General features: G+C 38.2%; 19 protein-coding genes and 2 pseudogenes. 12 read left to right on the forward strand and 9 right to left on the reverse strand.

The window, feature by feature from the left end; all coding sequences use genetic code 11:
* The first annotated feature begins 355 nt into the window (after positions 1–355).
* From BLT91_RS14010 to BLT91_RS14025, 4 genes are all read left to right on the forward strand, one after another.
* Positions 356–538 carry a prolipoprotein diacylglyceryl transferase family protein gene (locus BLT91_RS14010; RefSeq protein ID WP_254776945.1) on the forward strand — a complete coding sequence of 61 codons (183 nt, stop codon included), beginning with the start codon at positions 356–358 and terminating at the stop codon, positions 536–538.
* A 95-nt stretch (positions 539–633) separates the two neighbouring features.
* Positions 634–1,680 (forward strand): hypothetical protein, encoded by a 1,047-nt coding sequence (locus tag BLT91_RS14015; RefSeq protein ID WP_254776946.1) that lies wholly within the window; start codon positions 634–636, stop codon positions 1,678–1,680.
* A 259-nt stretch (positions 1,681–1,939) separates the two neighbouring features.
* On the forward strand, positions 1,940–2,422 hold the full coding sequence (locus BLT91_RS14020; RefSeq protein WP_090821870.1) for a DUF2975 domain-containing protein: 483 nt from the start codon (positions 1,940–1,942) through the stop codon (positions 2,420–2,422).
* A 10-nt stretch (positions 2,423–2,432) separates the two neighbouring features.
* Entirely contained in the window at positions 2,433–2,651 is a 219-nt protein-coding gene (locus BLT91_RS14025; protein WP_090821872.1) for a helix-turn-helix domain-containing protein, read from the forward strand.
* 414 nt (positions 2,652–3,065) lie between these two features.
* Here the strand turns inward: BLT91_RS14025 and BLT91_RS31605 are convergent, their stop codons facing one another.
* Both BLT91_RS31605 and BLT91_RS32850 read right to left on the reverse strand, forming a co-directional pair.
* Positions 3,066–3,212, reverse strand: coding sequence for a hypothetical protein (locus BLT91_RS31605; RefSeq protein ID WP_175532299.1), 147 nt, complete (start codon positions 3,210–3,212; stop codon positions 3,066–3,068).
* Positions 3,213–3,275: 63 nt separating this feature from the next.
* A pseudogene (locus tag BLT91_RS32850) lies at positions 3,276–3,439 on the reverse strand (IS1595 family transposase); the annotation flags it as partial.
* 102 nt (positions 3,440–3,541) lie between these two features.
* On the opposite strand from BLT91_RS32850, the gene BLT91_RS14035 reads away from it, so the two are divergent.
* Genes BLT91_RS14035 through BLT91_RS14045 form a run of 3 tightly spaced genes read left to right on the forward strand, consistent with a single transcriptional unit; the run spans position 3,542 to position 7,262 of the window.
* Positions 3,542–5,038, forward strand: coding sequence for a spore germination protein (locus BLT91_RS14035; protein ID WP_090821876.1), 1,497 nt, complete (start codon positions 3,542–3,544; stop codon positions 5,036–5,038).
* Positions 5,039–5,056: 18 nt separating this feature from the next.
* Complete coding sequence (locus BLT91_RS14040) at positions 5,057–6,136, forward strand: GerAB/ArcD/ProY family transporter (RefSeq protein ID WP_254776947.1); 1,080 nt, start codon at positions 5,057–5,059, stop codon at positions 6,134–6,136.
* Positions 6,129–7,262, forward strand: a complete 1,134-nt coding sequence (locus tag BLT91_RS14045; RefSeq protein WP_090821878.1) for a Ger(x)C family spore germination protein — start codon at positions 6,129–6,131, stop codon at positions 7,260–7,262. The genes BLT91_RS14040 and BLT91_RS14045 overlap by 8 nt, the downstream gene beginning before the upstream one ends.
* Positions 7,263–7,315: 53 nt before the next feature.
* On the opposite strand, the pseudogene BLT91_RS14050 reads toward BLT91_RS14045, so the two are convergent.
* Positions 7,316–7,718, reverse strand: a pseudogene (locus BLT91_RS14050) (spore germination protein); the annotation flags it as partial.
* Between the two features lie 781 nt (positions 7,719–8,499).
* Here BLT91_RS14050 and BLT91_RS14055 point away from each other — a divergent pair.
* The gene (locus BLT91_RS14055; RefSeq protein ID WP_090821880.1) at positions 8,500–11,712 is read left to right on the forward strand and encodes an S-layer homology domain-containing protein; all 3,213 of its coding nucleotides are present in this window, start codon (positions 8,500–8,502) and stop codon (positions 11,710–11,712) included.
* Between the two features lie 163 nt (positions 11,713–11,875).
* On the opposite strand, the gene BLT91_RS14060 is transcribed toward BLT91_RS14055, so the two are convergent.
* Together BLT91_RS14060 and BLT91_RS14065 are read right to left on the reverse strand one after the other, a co-directional pair.
* On the reverse strand, positions 11,876–12,364 hold the full coding sequence (locus BLT91_RS14060) for a MarR family winged helix-turn-helix transcriptional regulator (RefSeq protein ID WP_090821882.1): 489 nt from the start codon (positions 12,362–12,364) through the stop codon (positions 11,876–11,878).
* A gap of 668 nt (positions 12,365–13,032) precedes the next feature.
* On the reverse strand, positions 13,033–13,512 hold the full coding sequence (locus BLT91_RS14065; RefSeq protein WP_090821884.1) for a MarR family winged helix-turn-helix transcriptional regulator: 480 nt from the start codon (positions 13,510–13,512) through the stop codon (positions 13,033–13,035).
* A gap of 197 nt (positions 13,513–13,709) precedes the next feature.
* Here BLT91_RS14065 and BLT91_RS32855 point away from each other — a divergent pair, with 197 nt between their 5' ends.
* From BLT91_RS32855 to BLT91_RS32865, 3 genes are all read left to right on the forward strand, one after another.
* Entirely contained in the window at positions 13,710–14,021 is a 312-nt protein-coding gene (locus BLT91_RS32855) for a DUF4372 domain-containing protein (RefSeq protein WP_254776948.1), read from the forward strand.
* 208 nt (positions 14,022–14,229) lie between these two features.
* Positions 14,230–14,376 (forward strand): hypothetical protein, encoded by a 147-nt coding sequence (locus BLT91_RS32860; RefSeq protein WP_254776949.1) that lies wholly within the window; start codon positions 14,230–14,232, stop codon positions 14,374–14,376.
* Positions 14,373–14,621, forward strand: a complete 249-nt coding sequence (locus BLT91_RS32865; RefSeq protein WP_254776950.1) for a hypothetical protein — start codon at positions 14,373–14,375, stop codon at positions 14,619–14,621. The genes BLT91_RS32860 and BLT91_RS32865 overlap by 4 nt, the downstream gene beginning before the upstream one ends.
* Positions 14,622–15,232: 611 nt before the next feature.
* On the opposite strand, the gene BLT91_RS32315 is transcribed toward BLT91_RS32865, so the two are convergent.
* The 3 genes from BLT91_RS32315 to BLT91_RS32320 form a co-directional block, all read right to left on the reverse strand.
* The gene (locus BLT91_RS32315; protein ID WP_217635221.1) at positions 15,233–15,379 is read right to left on the reverse strand and encodes a protein-tyrosine phosphatase family protein; all 147 of its coding nucleotides are present in this window, start codon (positions 15,377–15,379) and stop codon (positions 15,233–15,235) included.
* A gap of 570 nt (positions 15,380–15,949) precedes the next feature.
* Positions 15,950–16,270 carry a DUF2653 family protein gene (locus BLT91_RS14075; RefSeq protein ID WP_090821886.1) on the reverse strand — a complete coding sequence of 107 codons (321 nt, stop codon included), beginning with the start codon at positions 16,268–16,270 and terminating at the stop codon, positions 15,950–15,952.
* Positions 16,271–16,273: 3 nt separating this feature from the next.
* Entirely contained in the window at positions 16,274–16,564 is a 291-nt protein-coding gene (locus tag BLT91_RS32320) for a hypothetical protein (protein WP_217635222.1), read from the reverse strand.
* A 49-nt stretch (positions 16,565–16,613) separates the two neighbouring features.
* Here BLT91_RS32320 and BLT91_RS32325 point away from each other — a divergent pair, with 49 nt between their 5' ends.
* Positions 16,614–17,123: a hypothetical protein gene (locus BLT91_RS32325; protein WP_217635223.1), complete on the forward strand. Its 510-nt coding sequence runs from the start codon at positions 16,614–16,616 to the stop codon at positions 17,121–17,123.
* 391 nt (positions 17,124–17,514) lie between these two features.
* On the opposite strand, the gene BLT91_RS14085 is transcribed toward BLT91_RS32325, so the two are convergent.
* Positions 17,515–17,892 (reverse strand): VOC family protein, encoded by a 378-nt coding sequence (locus BLT91_RS14085; RefSeq protein ID WP_090821890.1) that lies wholly within the window; start codon positions 17,890–17,892, stop codon positions 17,515–17,517.
* Between the last annotated feature and the right edge of the window lie 239 nt (positions 17,893–18,131).

Here is an 18,131-nt window from a genome sequence, read left to right on the forward strand (position 1 = left end):
TTTTAGAACAGTACGACATGTATGTACGTCAAGAAAGCTATGTTGCAAGCTCACACGAGTCTTATACACGCTAGGAACAAAGATAAACACTAAAACAAAATTTGGTAGTTCTAAGAAAATTAACAATACACGCCATAACACCGTAATTACGCTTGAAATTATTACAAATAGCCTTCCGAGTGGACTTGGAAGGTTTTTCTTTGCGTTTATGTGCAGTTTGGTTAGAAAGGCAATCAGGCTAGTTTGAAGCCTTTGTCCTCGGCGTATTGGTTCTTTTCCTATTCGCCCTTACAGTCTTCTTTTTGTTTTGGCTTGTATTTTAAGCAATTTTAGGTTCTCGTTTTGGCAGGTTTTTTTGTTTGATTGGGGGTATTATTCCAAACATCCGAAAGAAATAATAGCTATTTGGCACGGTGGTTTATCGATTCAAGGTGGGATTGTAGGTGCTGTTTTAGTTGGTATTTGGTTTGTACAAAAGCATAAAATCTCTTTTTGGGAACTCGCTGCAAGATCTACATTCGGAGATCATTCAATTTAATCGTTGTACGAATCCCTTCTGCAAATGGTTTGGTGAAATCCAAAAGAGATTCGAGGATTTAAAATAAAAGCCTAGCCGATATAAAATTGTCGGAAGTGAGAAGCATAATACTCAGGCTATACAATGCAATCCTGAACCTACTGGTTCAAAATTTAGGCACAACTTGGAATTGTACATGTGTCCCTTACTCTAATTGGTCGGTTGTTGCAGAAGAAATCGCTCGACTTGCAGCATTAGATAAAGTTGAAAATATTGAGGTTGAATATGAATTCCATAAAGAATATTGTGAAGTATCACATCTGAATCCATTTAAACATTCGGGAGAATTTTATAGGCGGGGCAAAAGTAGTGGAAATTCGCAGAAGTGGCAATGTAAAAAGTGTAAGAAAATAACTAATGTCATGCCTAGCCGAAGAGAATCCACAACTTATCATCAAAAACGAAATGATATCTTGCCTGATTTAGCTGCTCAACTTTTAAACAGAACTCCTGTTAAACGCTCGTGTGAAATGTTAGGGATTGGTTCCAAGACCTATTACTCTAAATTAGAATGGCTTTATAGAAGATGTTTGGAGTTTCTTGAACGACACGATGCAAAGGCTTTTGAATCGATAAATTTTGATAAGATGTGGGTTAATACGGATAAAATGATTTACAATCTGAACAATGTGCGAAAACGTGGACAAGGTGGGCAAAGATTTGATGATATCGAAGAACAACAATTCCCTACTCATATGTATCGAAAATGGGCTAAGAAGCCTATTGAACATCCCCTTCCCTCAATTGACCAAGGAAAGCGGTTTGTTGATTGTACTACCGATTTATCATCTTATGAAATTGAACATGTGGCTAACATGTTGGTTAAGGTAAATGACAAAGCAACAAGCGCATTCATGCAACAAATTCGGAGGAGATTATCTATTTTAGAGCGCCCGTTGGTTACTGCGAGAGGCGAAGGAAAAAGTTATATCTATGCAAATTTTAATCCGAAGTATGCTCAATACGCTTTAACTATCCTTCGTACTTTCTACAACTTCTGTTTGCCATACAATTCATGGGATAAAGTGAAGGTTACACCAGCTCAAAGATTGGGGATTGCCGATAAACAATTTACGATGAAGGATATTATTTATTTTAAGTAGGTTCTGTTATCTTTCGTTGTTGATTTACTTTATTAAACTATTTGGAAGTTTTGTTGAACAAGTTGTAAATTTAACTAAAAAACAATACAAATTTATTGTAAAACGATAAATCATATGATAAAATCATGTTGTCATTAAATAAGTGAGGTGTTTTAAATGCCATTGTGGACGCACTTCAAAAGCCATTAAAAAACATCCTTGAATTAAAACCAGAAAATGATTAACGTTTTGGTAAAATTTAATTAACGAGGTGCTTTTTATGAAACAAGTTACGACACTCTTTTTAAAGCTAGCTGTTATTTTTATAGGAATCCCAGTTCTTGCATTGTGCATATTTTTGGTGCCTAAGATCGGGAATTTTGCTGGAGAATTGTATCCAGATATTGCTTATATGAAATCTCTCGTTTTAATCGATATGTACGCGGCAGCGATACCTTTTTACTTTGCTCTGTATCAAGCTTTTAAACTTTTAAGCTATATTGATAAGAACCAAGCGTTCTCGGAATTATCGGTAAAGGCTTTAAAGAATATAAAATATTGTGCCATCACGATCAGTACCTTGTACCTGCTAGGTATGCCACTCTACTATCTCATGGCGGAAAGAGTTGACCCTCCAAGTATCATACCAATCGGATTGGTCATTATTTTCGCCTCTATGGTGATCGCCGTTTTTGCTGCTGTTCTCCAAAGACTTTTACAAGAAGCTATTAATATAAAATCAGAAAATGATTTAACGATCTGAGGTGAATATCATGGCGATTATCATCAATGTTGATGTGATGTTGGCAAAAAGGAAAATGAGCGTAACAGAACTTTCGGCGAGGGTTGGAATTACTATGGCGAATCTTTCCATTCTGAAAAATGGGAAAGCAAAAGCGGTTCGTTTTTCAACCTTAGAAGCGATATGTAAGACTTTGGATTGTCAGCCAGGTGATATTTTGGAGTACAAAAGCGACGAAGACACTCAATAAAAACAGACAACAAATTTATTTAACTAACGGGAGTGGATAGAGAATTTAAGGGATAGCCATTAAGCTATCCCTTTTTTGCGTTTATTGATGTTATTTACTCAGAGAATTCCATTGAGAATTGCATTGATATTAGTGACAAAAAATACGATGAGATTTGCAATGTTTGCACCCCAAAAGAGAACCCGTTAGTCATACACGGACTTCCTTTTGTTTTTAGCAGCATGCATTGATAACGCTTTTTAAACGATGCTAGATATGATCGTTTTACTGGTATTTCTTAAACCTAGAATGAATCTGAAAGTAGGACCGTGAATGAGAAGATAGATAGTGGGCCTGCGAAATAGAGTCTAGATACTTGATTCGAATGATTCATCTGTGGAAACAGAGTGTAATCTTCTTCTCGAACGATATTAATTAGCAATTCCTCGGGTAAGAAAGGAACACGTTCAAGGTTAATTCGGTATTGCCGGAAATGACATGATCAACTTTGCGAGCCGTTCCATCCGACAAGAGCAAGTTCACTTTGTCATCTGACGTAATAATGTTTCCTGTCTCAGGCACTTTTCCTTCCACCTAAGGTCTCAAGAATTGAGTTGCACATGGACAACGTCAACTTTATTTCGGCCAAAACCAAGTCTGTAAGGGTAACTTTGTTTTATACATGATGGTTCCGCGGTAACGGAAGTCTGATGAGCATCATTGTTGGCACTTAAAGGGGCAATGAAATCCATCTTTCCATTTCTGAGACGAAAGATGGGATACACAATCTTCCTCCTTTTAAATTCCATTTGAATCTTGATTTTGTCATCTTCCAATCACTCCAAACAGTATAATTTTCCAAAAAAAGAAAATATTAAAAAGAATAAGTGAATTCAAAGTGAGGATTGCAAATGAACATATTCCAACGATTATTTCACTCATGGAATAAAAGGAAAAAAGAGCAGTCCACCCTTGGATTCGAAGAAATCTACATAGAACAAAGTAATGAGCCTTCTCTTAAGCATACCTTAGACAATTTTTTAAACTGCATTGATTTAGTTCATCGGACAATGCCTGAAATTAATGTGGATTTGGTTTATTTTGGGCATCTTATGGGTAGTGATGAATTTTCACGTGATATCACTATTCCTTTTTCAAATGTCCAAATAAATGAAGTCGGACATTTGCTTAAACGAAGTCAGTATCATTTGGTAACGGACTCAAAAACCCTTATTAAAGGCATATTGGATGGAGAAGTAGCTATTTTCCACGGTGAGAAGGTTTATTTAATTAATGTTTATAAACCAGATTCACGCGCTATACAACAATCGGAAACGGAGTCAGTAATTACAGGACCTCATGATTCTTTTGTTGAAACTGCTATGTTGAATTTATCCCTCATCCGAAGGAGAGTGAAAAGTTCTCACCTTAAGGTATTGAAGTTAGAAGTCGGGGAAATTACTAAATCGGATGTATATGTTCTATATATTGACGGTATAGCCAATATGGATTACGTAGATGAGTTGGCCAGACGGATAAGAAACATCGAGATTGACTCCATTCATGATGGAAATATGTTAGTTCAATATATTGATGATTTTCCAAACTCAATTTTTCCGCTATTTTCTACAACAGAACGTACCGATGCGGCTGCTTCCAAACTTGTAGCTGGAAGAATCCTAGCGCTCTTAGATGGAAGTCCTTCTGTTGTCTCTGCACCTGCTTCATTTTTTGAATTTTTCTCATCACCCGATGATTACTACCAAAGGTGGGCATTAGGAACAGCAACAAGAGTATTAAGATTTATAGCATTTCTTGTCACGATTACTTTAACATCCTTATATGTTTCTGTAACAACCTTTCATTATGAAATGATACCCGAGGCGCTATTGCTGACAATAACCGAATCCCGAAGCCGTGTTCCCTTTCCTCCGATCTATGAAGCATTATTAATGGAGATCATGATTGAATTATTAAGGGAGGCAGGAGCCAGACTTCCAACAAAAATTGGTCAAACCATAGGTATCGTTGGAGGTATTGTGATCGGGCAAGCAGCTGTACAGGCTGGTTTTACAAGTAATATTCTTATCATTGCCGTTGCTTCTTCGGCAATCGCCTCATTTGTTATCCCAAGTTATATTATGAGTGCTTCCATTCGCTTAATTCGCTTCGGTTTAATTATTTTGGCTGGGACGCTGGGTAATTTGGGTTTAATGATGGGAATTGCTTTAATTGTTGTTCACTTATCTGGTCTGACAAGTCTAAATACATCATATTTAACCCCAGTTTCTCCTTTTAAGTTCAAGGATTGGCGTGATGTTTTTATTAGAGCACCGTTTTGGGCGCTTAAAGAGAGACCTTCACAATCTAAATCCCCAAATCTGAAAAAAAATAAAATGAAAGAATAAGAAAAGTGAGGAAACTGAGTGAAGGAAAAACTGTATCCTTTCCATGTAGTAATACTCATTTACATGATACAAACAGGTGTTGTTATATTTAGCCTTCCACGGCTTTTAGCGCAAAGTTTTGGCTATAACGGTTGGGCTTCATTACTCATCTTTACAGGTGTATCTACATTTAATATTTTTTTAATTTCATTCGTTTATCGTTTAGGTAAAGGGAGGTCTATATTCGATATTCTAGAGAACTCAATGCCAAAGGTACTTGTATATCCTCTCTACCTAGTGATGATATCTGTCTGGGGGATTCTTGGCTGTATTGTCGGTAAACTATATATAATTATTTTTCAAATGATTGCTTTCCCAACAACACCCCCAATGTTCCTTAATGCTTTGGTCGATATTATCGCCTACTTGTTAATAGTTAAAGGCATTTACAGCATCTCAAAGGCAGCAACTAGTTTCTTTTGGATCTCCATTTGGATGCTGCTTCTCCTTGTCTTCTTCCTTCATGATTTTGAATGGGCAAATTTAACCCCTTTTCTTTTTATGGGAAAAACAGAAATGATAAAAGGAGGGCTTGACATCTATACTGCTTTCCTTGGATATGAGTTATCTCTTCTTCTTTTTCCATATGTAGAAAAAAACAATAAATTTATTAAATCCGTTTATATTGGGAACCTATTTACCATTTCCACCTATTTATTGATATCTTTTATTTGTTTTGGCTTTTATAGCTTAGGTCAATTAACAAAGATGAACTATCCACTTCTCGATTTGTTATCATACATAAGATTTCCATTTATTGAACGAATCGAGAACTTGTTATTCGGATTTTTTTTATTTACCGAGCTTATTACAATTGTCATGTACATTTGGTCAGCAGTAGAAACCCTGCATAGAATTATTCCCAAAGCTAATACCAACTGGCTTACAATTTTTATTCTTGGTGGCTGCTTTGTTGTTACTTGGATTCCAGACTCAATAAGCGAAATAGAGCGATGGCTGAGATATCTTGGATATGCTGAAATTGGTATTGCATTTGGATTACCATTGCTTTTAGTTGGCATTTTGTTTATTAGTAAAGGGGCAGATAGAAATGCATAATGTGCGATATTTATGTGCTTCGGTAATCATTTCATTTTGTTTAGTTGGTTGTGGCGATCAACGTATATTAGAAAAGTTGGGATTTATACATACAATGAGCTATGATCTAATGCCCAAAGAAGAAGGACAAACTCAAGAAAATTTAATGATATCTGTCAGTTTACCTAAAGCAGATCCAGAGGGCAAAACCAAAAGAGAAACTTTAACTGCCATTGCTACAACTAGTAAAACAGCAAGAATTAAGCTATCCCGATTAACAGAATTATATTTGGTTAGTGGGCAAATACGAAATACGCTATATGGGATCAATCTGGCAAAAAAGGGATTGATGGAACAGATTGACACACTATTGAGAGACCCTTCCATATCTCAACGTGTAAAAGTAACCGTTGTTAATGGAAATGCCCACGACCTCTTAATAAAGGATTACTTACCTCACCCCAGAACAGGAAAATATATTGATCGTATGATAGAAAAAGAGTCGGATTCCCAAAATATTCCTAGTGTAGCTCTTTATGAATTTACAAGAGATTTATTTGATGACGGAATTGATCCAGTCGCACCCATTATTAAGGAACATGGACGGGACGTTATTATAGATGGTATTGCCTTGTTTAATGAAGACCGTTTCATCACAAAAATCGAACCAGACAAGGCATTAATTTTTGCCATTTTGCGTGGGAACATCAAACAAGGCGAATTAAGTATTGACTTAAAAAAAACAGGGAGGAATGAAGAACATGTTATGTTTAGTTCCTTGAAAAGTAAACGGAAAATCAAAGTATCCTCCAACGAAAGTCGAAATCAATTTACTATAGATATTAACTTAACCATTAAAGGGTCTGTTTTGGAATATATAGGTGTATTAAAGCTCAGTGAAGAAAAGAATAGACGAGAAATAGAGAAATTAATTTCTGATTATATTAAAAAAGAATCCAATGAAATGATAGCTAAAATGCAAAAAAATGAAGTTGATAGTTTAGGATTAGGGAAACGTGTGAGAAACAGTATGAGTTATTCGGAGTGGAATAATTTAAATTGGAAGCAAGTATATCCTCATGTTAATGTTAGGTGTAATGTTCAAATAAAAATTAAGAATTACGGAAAATTTGAGAAACTAAATTAGGATGATTAGCGTTTATACTTTCATTAACTTTCCGGTGATGCTTCTACAGAAAAGATTAAAGAGAGGATAAAGAGAATAATCCCAAGCAATCCCAGTATGCCGGCCATAATCATGATAGGAAGCGAAGCATACGAATGGTAATGCCTACCGTGAAAAGTGGAATCATAAACGAAGCGATTCCGGTAATCGCCACGACCATAACCATGGGCGAAGAAACAAGGCCTGCCGCGGTCGCGGCTTGTCCGATAACGAGGGCGCCCACGATGCTGACGGCTGCACCCACCTGCTTGGGAAGCCTAATCCCGGCTTCGCGTAGCGCCTCGAATGTGATTTCCATCAAAAGCGCCTCAACTAGCGCGGGAAACGGAATTTCCTCCCGGGACTTGGCTATATTGAGCATGAGAATCGTCGGGATCATTTCTTAATGAACGAAAGAATCGCGATATAAGCCGATGGGGGTGCCATCAACCATAATAGCAATTGGAGCTACGGTTCAAGTGGCTTAATAAAAATGGAAATTAGAAAAAATGATTTAAATAAATATTATATTGAAATAAACTACAATAGATTATGTATTATTAGAAGATAATCTTTTATTCATAAACTTTTTTACGGTGGGGTTCGGGGCTGATGCCGAATCCCACTTTTTTTATAAAATAAAAAAAAGGCTCAGTAATCCCTTCGTAACCGGCACCGGGCAAATAGTGACGGAAGTGAGGTCACAATCATATATGGCCTCCATGAATGCTGATGTTGGCTGGTAAGAGCTCAGACTATTAGACGCACTTGACGATGCTTAATTATTATCATTTTTTTAACGGGATTCTGAGCGAAAATCTAGTTTCACTTTAAAGACGAGTTCACCAGCACGGATATAACTTATTGCACAAGGGAACTAATGGCATTAATATAGTATTGACTTGAATTATATTAAACAATATAATAAAAAAGTAAAATTTAATAGTTAATATTTTATGCATTAAAACTATCTTTATCTAACTAACCTGCCCCGCTACATTATACTCTTATTGCTTGAAGGGAGGGAGGAATTCTCTCGTGTAAGATTAAAACCGATGTCTATTGGCTCAATTGGGCACATGGGGATTTAATCACTTTTATGGCCAAGATCTAGGGTGTTAGGTGTTGGAGATTGAAAGTTTTAATGTTCGCAACATGGCTTTACACAAAAAAATGTCTAATTCGATTTATTCGAATTAGGAAGGAGAAAGTGAAATAAATGAAAAAAAGTATTAAAGTAATCACATCTGCTACTATGATTTTCTCGATGTTCGCTTCAATAGCTATGGCGGATTCTACAACAGGAGGATCAGCTAGTACTCAAGCGACGTCCGCTAAGACATCCAAGGATTTCACTGATTTGAAAGATCTTGATGCAGCAACGAGAGTAAAGTTTGACGCAATGATCAGCGCTGGTATCTTTGACGGAACAACTGACACAACATTTGGTCTGAAAGAAGAAATGAACCGTGCGCAATTTGCGAAAGTTGCAGCTTTAGTCATGGGCCTTGAATTAAACAAAGATCTTAAAACTTCCAGTTTCTCTGATGTTAAAGCTGACGACGCAGCTAACGGTTACGCGCTTCCTTACATCGAGGCTCTGAAAGCAGCTAATGTTACTGATGGTTACGGCGAAGGAACTTACAACCCAGCTGGTAAAGTAACGAAAGAGCAACTCGCTACTTTCCTGGTTCGCGTACTGGGTAAAGACGCTGAAGCTAAAGGAAAAACAGGAACTGATACTACTGTTTCCGGTTGGGCTCAAGGTTATGTAGCTTTGGCTCTTGAATTGAAACTGTTCCCTAAAGCTGAAGGTGCTTTCGGCGGTCAATCCAACGCAACTCGTGACCTTCTTCTAACTGGTGCATACGAAGCGAAAGCTCAATATGTTGCTCCTGGTAAATTAACTGTAACTGGCGCTAAAGCAACTGGCGTTCAAAAAGCTGAAGTTTCTTTCAATAAGCCTGTCGATACTACAAAAGCGACTCTTACCCTTAAAAAAGGCAGCTCTGAAATTAAAACAACTGCAAAATGGTCCGATGACAAGAAAACAGCAACTTTGACATTGGCAGATGAAAAACTGCGTGCAGGCGAATACACTGTATCTGTTGACGGATTGGATATTAACTCCGTTGATAAAACATCTGCAACTTTTAAAGCCGAAGATGAAGTTCTGAAAAGTGTTGATTTCGTAACTGCGGGCGATACAATTGCTTACTCCAAAAGCACTGTCGTAAAAGCAAAAGCATTGAACCAATACGGCGAAAATGCTTCCTTCAGCGCTGGCAGCTACACTGTTTATCCAGCAGCTGCGAAGTTGATCAAAATTACTAAGCAAGATGACGGTCTATTGGCTATTACATTGGACACTGAATCCGGCGGCGGTACGCAAGGCGTTTCGATGGTTACTGTTTCCGTTATTAATAATGATCAACACGTGACAGCTTCCAAAAGCTTCAAATTGGGTACAAAACCAATTCTGACTAAACTTGAGTTGGGTGAAGCTAAGTATTCGAACAGCAGCAACGCGATTACAGGTAAAGGTGACTCGGCGACATTTGATTTGAACTTGTTCGACCAATACGGCGGCAACATCGCATATGATTCCACTGAATTCCATAAAGAAGACGTAAGTGTTGTTTGGAACGAATATGTTGGCAACAATCAATCCAACCAAAACGTTGTTACGACAGAGATCGAAGACAATGGAAACAACATTCCTCGTCTGAAAATTTCCTTGAATGAGAACGTGGATAAATCGGCAGACTATACTTTCACTGTTCTTGATCAGGCTGCAACAGCAACAGGTAAAGTGTCCATCCGTTCCGTAGCGGTTGCTACAAAAGTGGAGATTGGAGACTTTAACGATGTGATTGCAGCAGGTGATAAAGACGTATATATTCCGGTTATTGCCTACGATGCAAGCGGCAAACAACTGAACATTGAGGATTTGACTAGCGATACTAACCGCGAAAGAATTCAAGTGAATGTAACTGGTGCAAACAACGGTGGAAAAGCTGAAATCTCAGATTCCGGCGCGCACAGAGGTACAATTCATCTGAAAAACATTACGGATGTTTCCAAAGGCTCTGTTTCCGTTACTCTTGTAGTAGCTACACCTAACGCGACAAGCACAGCGACTAAAACGTTCATCGTATCTGACGCTCGTGTTCCAGACCGCATTAAAGAAGTGAGCAAACCAAGCAAAGAGTATATTGCTGGATCGTATGGCGCATTCCAATACCAAGTTCTTGACCAGTACGGTAAAGTAATGAACTATAACATTCCTACTTCAGGCGTTAATGGTAATGCAGCAACTGGCGGCAATCCAAGTACAAGTGTTACTTATGATGTTTATCTTGAGCTGAAAGATGCGGCTCCAGGCGCATTTACTGTTACTAGAAATGATGGTTCTGAAAAAGCCTTTGCGCTTGCAGATGGCGCAAAAATAAACAAATCTTTCTCCAACGAAGATGAATCAAACGGTGATTCTTTCAAACAATTCAATAAAGGTTTGAGAATCTACGCAGGCGATGCAACTCATGTAGATCAGGAAGCTACCGTGAAAGTATCCATCCGTAAGAAAGAAGTAGGCGCAGCAACGCCAACCGTTATTTCTTATGTTGAAGAGAAGATTAAAGTCGCGCCAACTGCCGATTCCAGCACAGGTGAAGACTGGACTTATACGATGAAGGATCTTGGTACGCTATATGACTTGATCGATAGCGATACACTGCTCAATTCACCTACTCCAATTTCGACAGATTCAGCTAACCTGTATAAACTTGCTGCGAAGAAACGCGTTAACTTCACAGTGAAGAATGCTTCTGGTGATTTGGTAGCTATTCCAAATAACTTTGTTCAAAATGTGACATCTTCCAATACGTCCGCGGTTAAAGTTGCATTTAATCCTAATAATAAAAGATGGTACGTTGTTGGTAACAAAGTAGGTACATCTACAATTACCGCAACGTATGTGGACAATAAAGGAAAAACAAAAACAGCAACCCAAGTTGTGAAAGTAACAGATGACGCTCCAACAATTGCAAGCATGACTGCTGACGAAAAAGCAACAGTGGCTGTTAATAAGGCAGGTGCTACAACGCTTGCTGCTGTGCACGATTACGTGTCTACAGATGCAGCAACTACTAATACTGATGGCTATGGTACGCAATATTCAATGGGTTTGACAAACTTGTCGTTTACAGACTCTAATGGCATTGCACTGGACAGTAAGGATGTCCTGGACATGAACTTCATGTACGGTCTGACATTCTCCATTCAACACGTAAATGGCAATGGCAATGGCGTACCTACCATTGATCAAGCAACAAGCAATGTTACAATCCCTCAAAATTTCGCAGGAACTTTTGATATTGTTGTAACAGCACCAAGCGGTAAAACAACAACAACAGAAGTAACCGTAAAATAATTGGATTTATCGGCAAATCTGCAACAACAGAAGTACAAGAGAGGACCCTTCGGGGTCTTCTTTTAGTTCTATTCTAAATGTTCCACCAGTGCAAATATTTTATACGAAGGGATGTTCATGAAGGGTCAAGGATTTAGAAGCTTTTCCTATTGGAATGACGTTGCTAACCCGCATTCAAATCTTTCTCAATAATTTGTGTAAGTTCGGCTGTTGCATAACGCATCTTCAATAAATAAGATGTAAAATATTCTCTTTCTTCTTGAGTAAAGGCTTCATTTACTTTGCAAACCCATTCATAATGAGGTGGCATAATTTTCTCAACGAGATTTTTTCCATTTTTGGTTAGTTTTAAAATAACCTTGCGTCGATCTTGAGGGTGGTTTACTCTTTCCAAAAGATGTTCTTTTTCCAAACTATCAACATGTCCGGTCATCGAAGCTCGAGTTACGTTGATTTTATTTGCTATTTCGGATGGACCCAGCGGCTCGGAACTCGTATAAAGGAAAAATAAAGTATGAAATTTTTCACGTGAAACCCCGTATGAGTAATAACGTTTATCATTTTCATTACTAATATCGTGTAGTAAGAATATAAATTTCAAGAATGTTTCGGTAAACTCAGAGGTACCCTTTATCATCTCTTCTGGAATCATTTAACCATCATCCTTTCTATGATAAATTTTTTATATTATATATTTTTAAATAATTTTTGTCAAAATAGTATGAAAATAAATTTATTTTAAAACTGTATACACACACACACACACACACACCTCACGAGATAATCTCCATTATATAGGGATAACTGGTTCTCGGTTTTCTGAAAGCGCTTTAAAAATATAGCTAAGGAAAACTTCGTCACCTTCAATGGGAAGAAACCAAGCCGGCTGGATTGTTCTAGATGCCAAGCAAAGTCTTCGCCATGCAGGGAGAAGTTATCTTCTGTTAGGAAAAGATAGCTTTTAGGGATTTGCAGGCTATATACTTTTTAAGATCTAATTTTTGCGCTAAAGGGGCTGCCGACTCAGGAGAAATAATGCTATAAAGAGCTTTAACCGTGTTGGCGAACCATCACGGCACAATGGGAATGGAAGCATAATTGTTCTCTCATTAGAAGAAACTGCCAGTTGTTCAAATCTTTGTTGGACGGGTTGCGGTAGTTAATCGGATAAGCTCTCGCCATCCAAAGGAACAAAACTTGGTCATCAAATTGAATAAAGCTGGTATCGTATTAAAAGAGATACGGTTAATTTGGAGTGGATAGATTTTTTGCTAATAGCATGGAGGGATGTTCATTTATATTGGACAAACGTTGCTAACCCTATTTCAAATCTTTCCCCTTAATTAAATGAAGTTCGGCTAATATATTACGCATCTTCAACAAATAATATATAAAAGATTTTCTTTCTTCTTCAGTATAGACTTGATTTACTTTGCTAACCAACTCAAAATGACGCGGTATAATTTTCTCAACTAGATCTCTTCCTTTTTCGGTTATCTTTAAAATAACCTTGCGTCGATCTTGAGGGTGGTTTACCCTTTCCAAAAATTGGGCTTTTTCCAAACCATCAATAAGTCCGGTCATCGAAGCTCGAGTTACGTTGATTTTATCTGCGATTTCGGATGGACTTAACTCGGAAACCGTATAAAGGAAAAACATAATGTGAAATCTTTCAGTTGAAAGCCCATATGAGGCAAAACGTTTATCGTTTTCATTATGAATATCGTGTACTAATAACGTAAATTCAATGAATTGTTCGATAAAATCACGGGTTTCCATTAACATTTCTTTTGAGAACATCTAATCATCAACCTTTCTGCGATAGCCCCTTTTGTTGATTATATTATTATGAATTGTATTTGTCAAAACAATATCGTTCATTAATCTTATCTGAATGTTCATAATATTCTGTCTTTATTAAATCCAAGCACGAAAAAATCCTTTACAATGGAATGGCAGGTAGTTCCTGTCCATAATCCACTGAAAAGGATCAGCGCATGGATGAGGATACCCTATTTTCTTCATTTGGTAAATGGCTTGAGCCAATTTGTTTAAAAACGTTCAAAGAACGCATTGCCGAAGTGCAGCAAGTTAAGTATGTGAAAAAGCTGACGACTCCAGCTTACCTCAAGCTGTTTCTTCATGCTCAGCTTCAGCAACGCGATGTTTTACGAGAAATAGCAGACGATGTTTTATCGGAAGAATTTCAAAAGGAACTTGGGCTTGAATCCATTTCGGCATCGCAATTAACTCGCAAACATAATCAGGTAGAGTCAACTTTACTCGAGCAGATTTTTGCAGATCTTTAAAAGAAGCAAGTGCCACAAAATACCGAAATGACTTCAAAATCATCGATTCAACCACAATTGGACTTTGCTTGCAGAAGTACAAGTGGGCTGTCTTTCGAAAGACAAAAGCAGGCATCAAAATACACTTGCGTCTGGTCTTTGTGAGCGAACATGATGTTATTCCCGAAAAAGCCATCTTGACACCAGCTAAAAAAATGATCGCACTCAGATGGATGCACTCATCGATGAAGCAGGAGCTACCTACGTCTTCGACCGTGGATATGTCGATTACGCGGCGTTTGACCGTTACTGCGATACAGGTATTTTCTTCGTTTCCAGGCTGAAGAAAAATGCGAGACCTTCTTCAAATGGATGAAGCAACATATCCGAATCAAGTCGTTTTATGGAACAAGTGAACAAGCTGTCATGAATCAAGTCTGGATCGAGCTCATCTCATTTTGCTTGCTTGTTTTAATCAAACAAGAAACAGGAACGACTCACACTCTGTTAACTTTGTACCGCTGGTTAAAAGCATTGCTTTGGAAGCCATCAAGTAGATGGCTAGATCACATTCAAAGACAGCCTAGTCGTACTTCTCAAGGTCGGAAGACGAGATGTTAATGATAATTCCCATATAATTACCAAATGGACAGAGCTACCTTTAATGGGAGATCGACTCTTTGGTTCTAGAGTCAAGTTTTAAATTCAGAATATTTCGGTAAAACGATATTGATTGTATATCTCTTGCTATCTAAGGTTTATGCAACGCTAGTGTTGTCAGAATAATATTAAAATATATAGTGTAAACTGTTTGCTCTTACGAGAGGATTTTCGTTATAAAAGGAGAAAAAAGTTTGTTATTTTAAGGAAACGAGAGCTAAAATGTGTGCTATTTTACAGATTCGCGGTGAATTCAGTTCGAAAATGGTAAGGAGGGGTTTCTCGATAAGTAAAGTAGGGGGACAGTATATTGTACTTTACCGAAAATTTATAAAAACGGCATAATATGATCGCAGCAGACCGGAGGCATTTTACATGTCAGTTTCCCCTATTGAGGTTGGTGACCTGCTTTTTTTCGCTAGTGAATTTGACGAAATATATTCAACTAAACGGGTACGATATCTTGATGAACAAACCATCTTCGTAATCCAGCCCCCAAAGCAGACCGAGGATCCGAAGGTTCCGAGTGTTTGCTTTGGGGAAACAAGCACCGCGCGTAGAAAGCATTCAACCTATCGTTCCCACCCCTGGTCCCGATCCTTCTGCTGGTTCTTCGCCTGATTCCTCATGCGCTGTTTAAATTCTTCCTGCTGCATCTGACCGCGTTCTCGGTTAATCTCCTGATAGGCTCGATAAACAGCTTTAAACGCCCCTTGCAAAATAGATAGTTCACTTTGTACTCTTGGAAAATGTTATGAACCGCTTTCTGAAGGTTTTTGTTGAAAAGGGGTTACATGTCGATAAAGATAATGGTGAAACCAGATTCAGGACTGATTGAAACTGTCGATTATGTTAAACTTGCAAATGGGTGGTTTCGCCCAATGTATGGATTATGGAATCCGAATATTACATTTTAACTTGGCTCTAGCAGATTAATTGGTATAGAGCTTGAAAAGTGTAGACGGATAGCGTAAGAGTGTTTAAACGGTTATGAGGACATCTGCCTCCCGTTCTTGCTTCAAGATTCGTCGATTAAAAATCTGATGTAACTATTTACACCGGCACCTATATTACGTCGGACGGGTCCATATTCAAACTCAGATATTTATAACTCTTTTCTTCTAAAGGTTATTCCGAATTATGGCATCGCCTTGCATGGAGTTTAGTGAGCTAAAGTAAATAATCCAATGCTTGCGGAGATGACGCGTAAGGCCAAGTCATAAATGCTATAGAAAAAAATCGCCATCCTCGTGACCCTTTACGGAAGAGGATGGCGATTTTTTAAAGTGTTAACGTTCTACAATAACATCAGCGCTGAAACTACGGGATGGATCATCCCAGTTGAGTTTCACGAGCAGCCGATCTGCACGGAACGAATAATACGAAGACAAGTATACGGAGACAGCATCAATCACTTCTTGCTGATTTAAATGGTGCTGCCGACCGTAAATCTGACCTTTGGCCGAGAATCCGTAACGCTCCTCAAAAGAAATCCGCACATCATGGACATTTTGCGGAGCACTTCCTTCTACTCGGCCATTATTGTCTTGGGAAGCAATATACACATGAACCGCATCTAAAACGTCTTGTTCATCAAGAAAAATGTTCATTGCTTAGTAGCTCCTTCTTCTAAAAGTTCGGACAACTGCCATGATTATAGCAATAACGGCGATGAAAAGAATGATATCCAGTATTATGGAGAAGAACGAGAACGACTGGTTTACATAACCTCCACCCGCAGTTGGATAAAAACCTCCCCAAGGATGCAGCATCGATCCTAAAAATGTTCCGGCAGCGAAAGCTCCTGCCATCGGCCAAATCGAGCTGCCAACGCGTGAACCAGCGGGGACCGATGAGGAATACGTGTTGTTGTTGTAATACGTACGACCCGTATTCGGATTCACGTTGCTACCATTTGTAACATTGGAAGAAGGCCGCTGATAGCCAGTGCTATTGGAAGAATTGCTTGAACTGCTTCCTGAGTTGGACATGCTTGGAACCGTCGATTTGCTAGAGGACCCACCGCTAAAACCGGAAGAATTCGTCGAGTTAGACGAGCTTCCACTATCCGATGTACTCGGAGACGTCCTACTACTCGAGCCTCCGCTGAAAGTTGAATTTGATTTAGAGCCTGTTGAGAAAGAGCCTGATCTAGAAGATGTGCTAGGCGAGCTGCCTTTCGCATCCGCTATGGATATATTAGCTGTACTCGCTAATAATAAAATAGCCGTCACTACGGCGATAAATTTGGTTTTCATTTTACAATCCACCTTTACTTTTATGTCTTGTTCAATCGTATACCTATATATACGAGTTTGTAAATCAATATGTTTCAAATTAAAAACTTCGACTGCTAAGAAAAAAATTCAGACAACTTTTCAGCTGTCTGACTTCTGGTCGGCTCTCATTCATCGTGAACACGGTTCAGGAACATATTGGTCAAAGCCGTTGGAAAGTACGTGAACTCATCATTGGTGAACGCTTAGGAAAACGTCCATCGCTACCGGATAATCTACAGCCAGAAGCAGCGGATTCATCGAGACTGCTTCGCGTAAAAGAACAAAAGCACGAAGAGAGAACAGAAAAACAGGCTCCTACTGTCTCCTTTCGAGCCGTTGGAAGAGGCACAGGATCATGGTTGAGTTGAAGCGCTGATTTTTGCGCTTGATGGATGGCAAACGGGTGCAAGAGTTGAAGATTTGGGTTGCGGCGGGCGATCCCTTATTTATTATACTAAAGTAAAAGCAGTTTAGTTGAAGAAGGAATGTTGGTTTAAGAAGCCCAAAGTAAAGGATGAGTTTTTTAATCCCTTCGTTTAGGTGCATCTCCAAATGAAAACAGGTGGTCCTTTCACCTATTTATCTTCTCTTAATAAATAATCATTTCCATCTTGATCTTTAAATGAGAACATTGTTCCAAATGGCATTCTTAACATTTCCTCTACTTTTACGCCATTTTGTTTCATTTTCTCATAAGCAGATTCTATATCAGTTGTGCTGAGAAGAATGGATGGATGTGCAATTTTAGATGGATCATGTTGTTCCATTGCTGACTTAGAATAAAGAACTAAAGTGGTAAATTCGGCCTCACTTGGTCCGACTTCTATCCATGAAAAGTCTGGTCCCATAGGTTGTTCCACTTTTAAAACAAAGCCGACTTTATTTAACCAAAAATCTTTTGCCTGTTCTTGATCTTGCACATATACAGTAATTTTTCCAATTTTATTAATCATCGTAAATCTCCTTTTAATAAACAAGTTATATAAAAATAAGTTTATCAACCCAATACAGCAAAAGCAATTTTTCGTTTATTGTTTATTAATTAAAAAATTATGTATATCCTTCATTGTCTTAGAATCAGAACAACAAAAGAGTTAAAAAAAACGAGCCTCCAGAATCCTTCTAAGGCCCGTTTCGCGTTCATGGAGACATATTTGTATCTCTTAAATTCTTTGTTTTTTCCAAAAACACT

Source organism: Paenibacillus sp. yr247 (genome assembly GCF_900103825.1).
Classification (GTDB): Bacteria; Bacillota; Bacilli; order Paenibacillales; family NBRC-103111; genus Paenibacillus_E.

Excerpts from the sequence above, each read along its gene's own strand:
- BLT91_RS14020 (WP_090821870.1), top strand. The coding sequence starts at position 1,940 with ATGAAACAAGTTACGACACTCTTTTTAAAGCTAGCTGTTATTTTTATA.
- BLT91_RS14025 (WP_090821872.1), top strand. The coding sequence starts at position 2,433 with ATGGCGATTATCATCAATGTTGATGTGATGTTGGCAAAAAGGAAAATG.
- BLT91_RS14035 (WP_090821876.1), top strand. The coding sequence starts at position 3,542 with ATGAACATATTCCAACGATTATTTCACTCATGGAATAAAAGGAAAAAA.
- BLT91_RS14045 (WP_090821878.1), top strand. The coding sequence starts at position 6,129 with ATGCATAATGTGCGATATTTATGTGCTTCGGTAATCATTTCATTTTGT.
- BLT91_RS14055 (WP_090821880.1), top strand. The coding sequence starts at position 8,500 with ATGAAAAAAAGTATTAAAGTAATCACATCTGCTACTATGATTTTCTCG.
- BLT91_RS14060 (WP_090821882.1), bottom strand. The coding sequence starts at position 12,364 with ATGATTCCAGAAGAGATGATAAAGGGTACCTCTGAGTTTACCGAAACA.
- BLT91_RS14065 (WP_090821884.1), bottom strand. The coding sequence starts at position 13,512 with ATGTTCTCAAAAGAAATGTTAATGGAAACCCGTGATTTTATCGAACAA.
- BLT91_RS32855 (WP_254776948.1), top strand. The coding sequence starts at position 13,710 with ATGGATGAGGATACCCTATTTTCTTCATTTGGTAAATGGCTTGAGCCA.
- BLT91_RS32860 (WP_254776949.1), top strand. The coding sequence starts at position 14,230 with ATGGATGCACTCATCGATGAAGCAGGAGCTACCTACGTCTTCGACCGT.
- BLT91_RS32865 (WP_254776950.1), top strand. The coding sequence starts at position 14,373 with ATGAAGCAACATATCCGAATCAAGTCGTTTTATGGAACAAGTGAACAA.
- BLT91_RS14075 (WP_090821886.1), bottom strand. The coding sequence starts at position 16,270 with ATGAACATTTTTCTTGATGAACAAGACGTTTTAGATGCGGTTCATGTG.
- BLT91_RS14085 (WP_090821890.1), bottom strand. The coding sequence starts at position 17,892 with ATGATTAATAAAATTGGAAAAATTACTGTATATGTGCAAGATCAAGAA.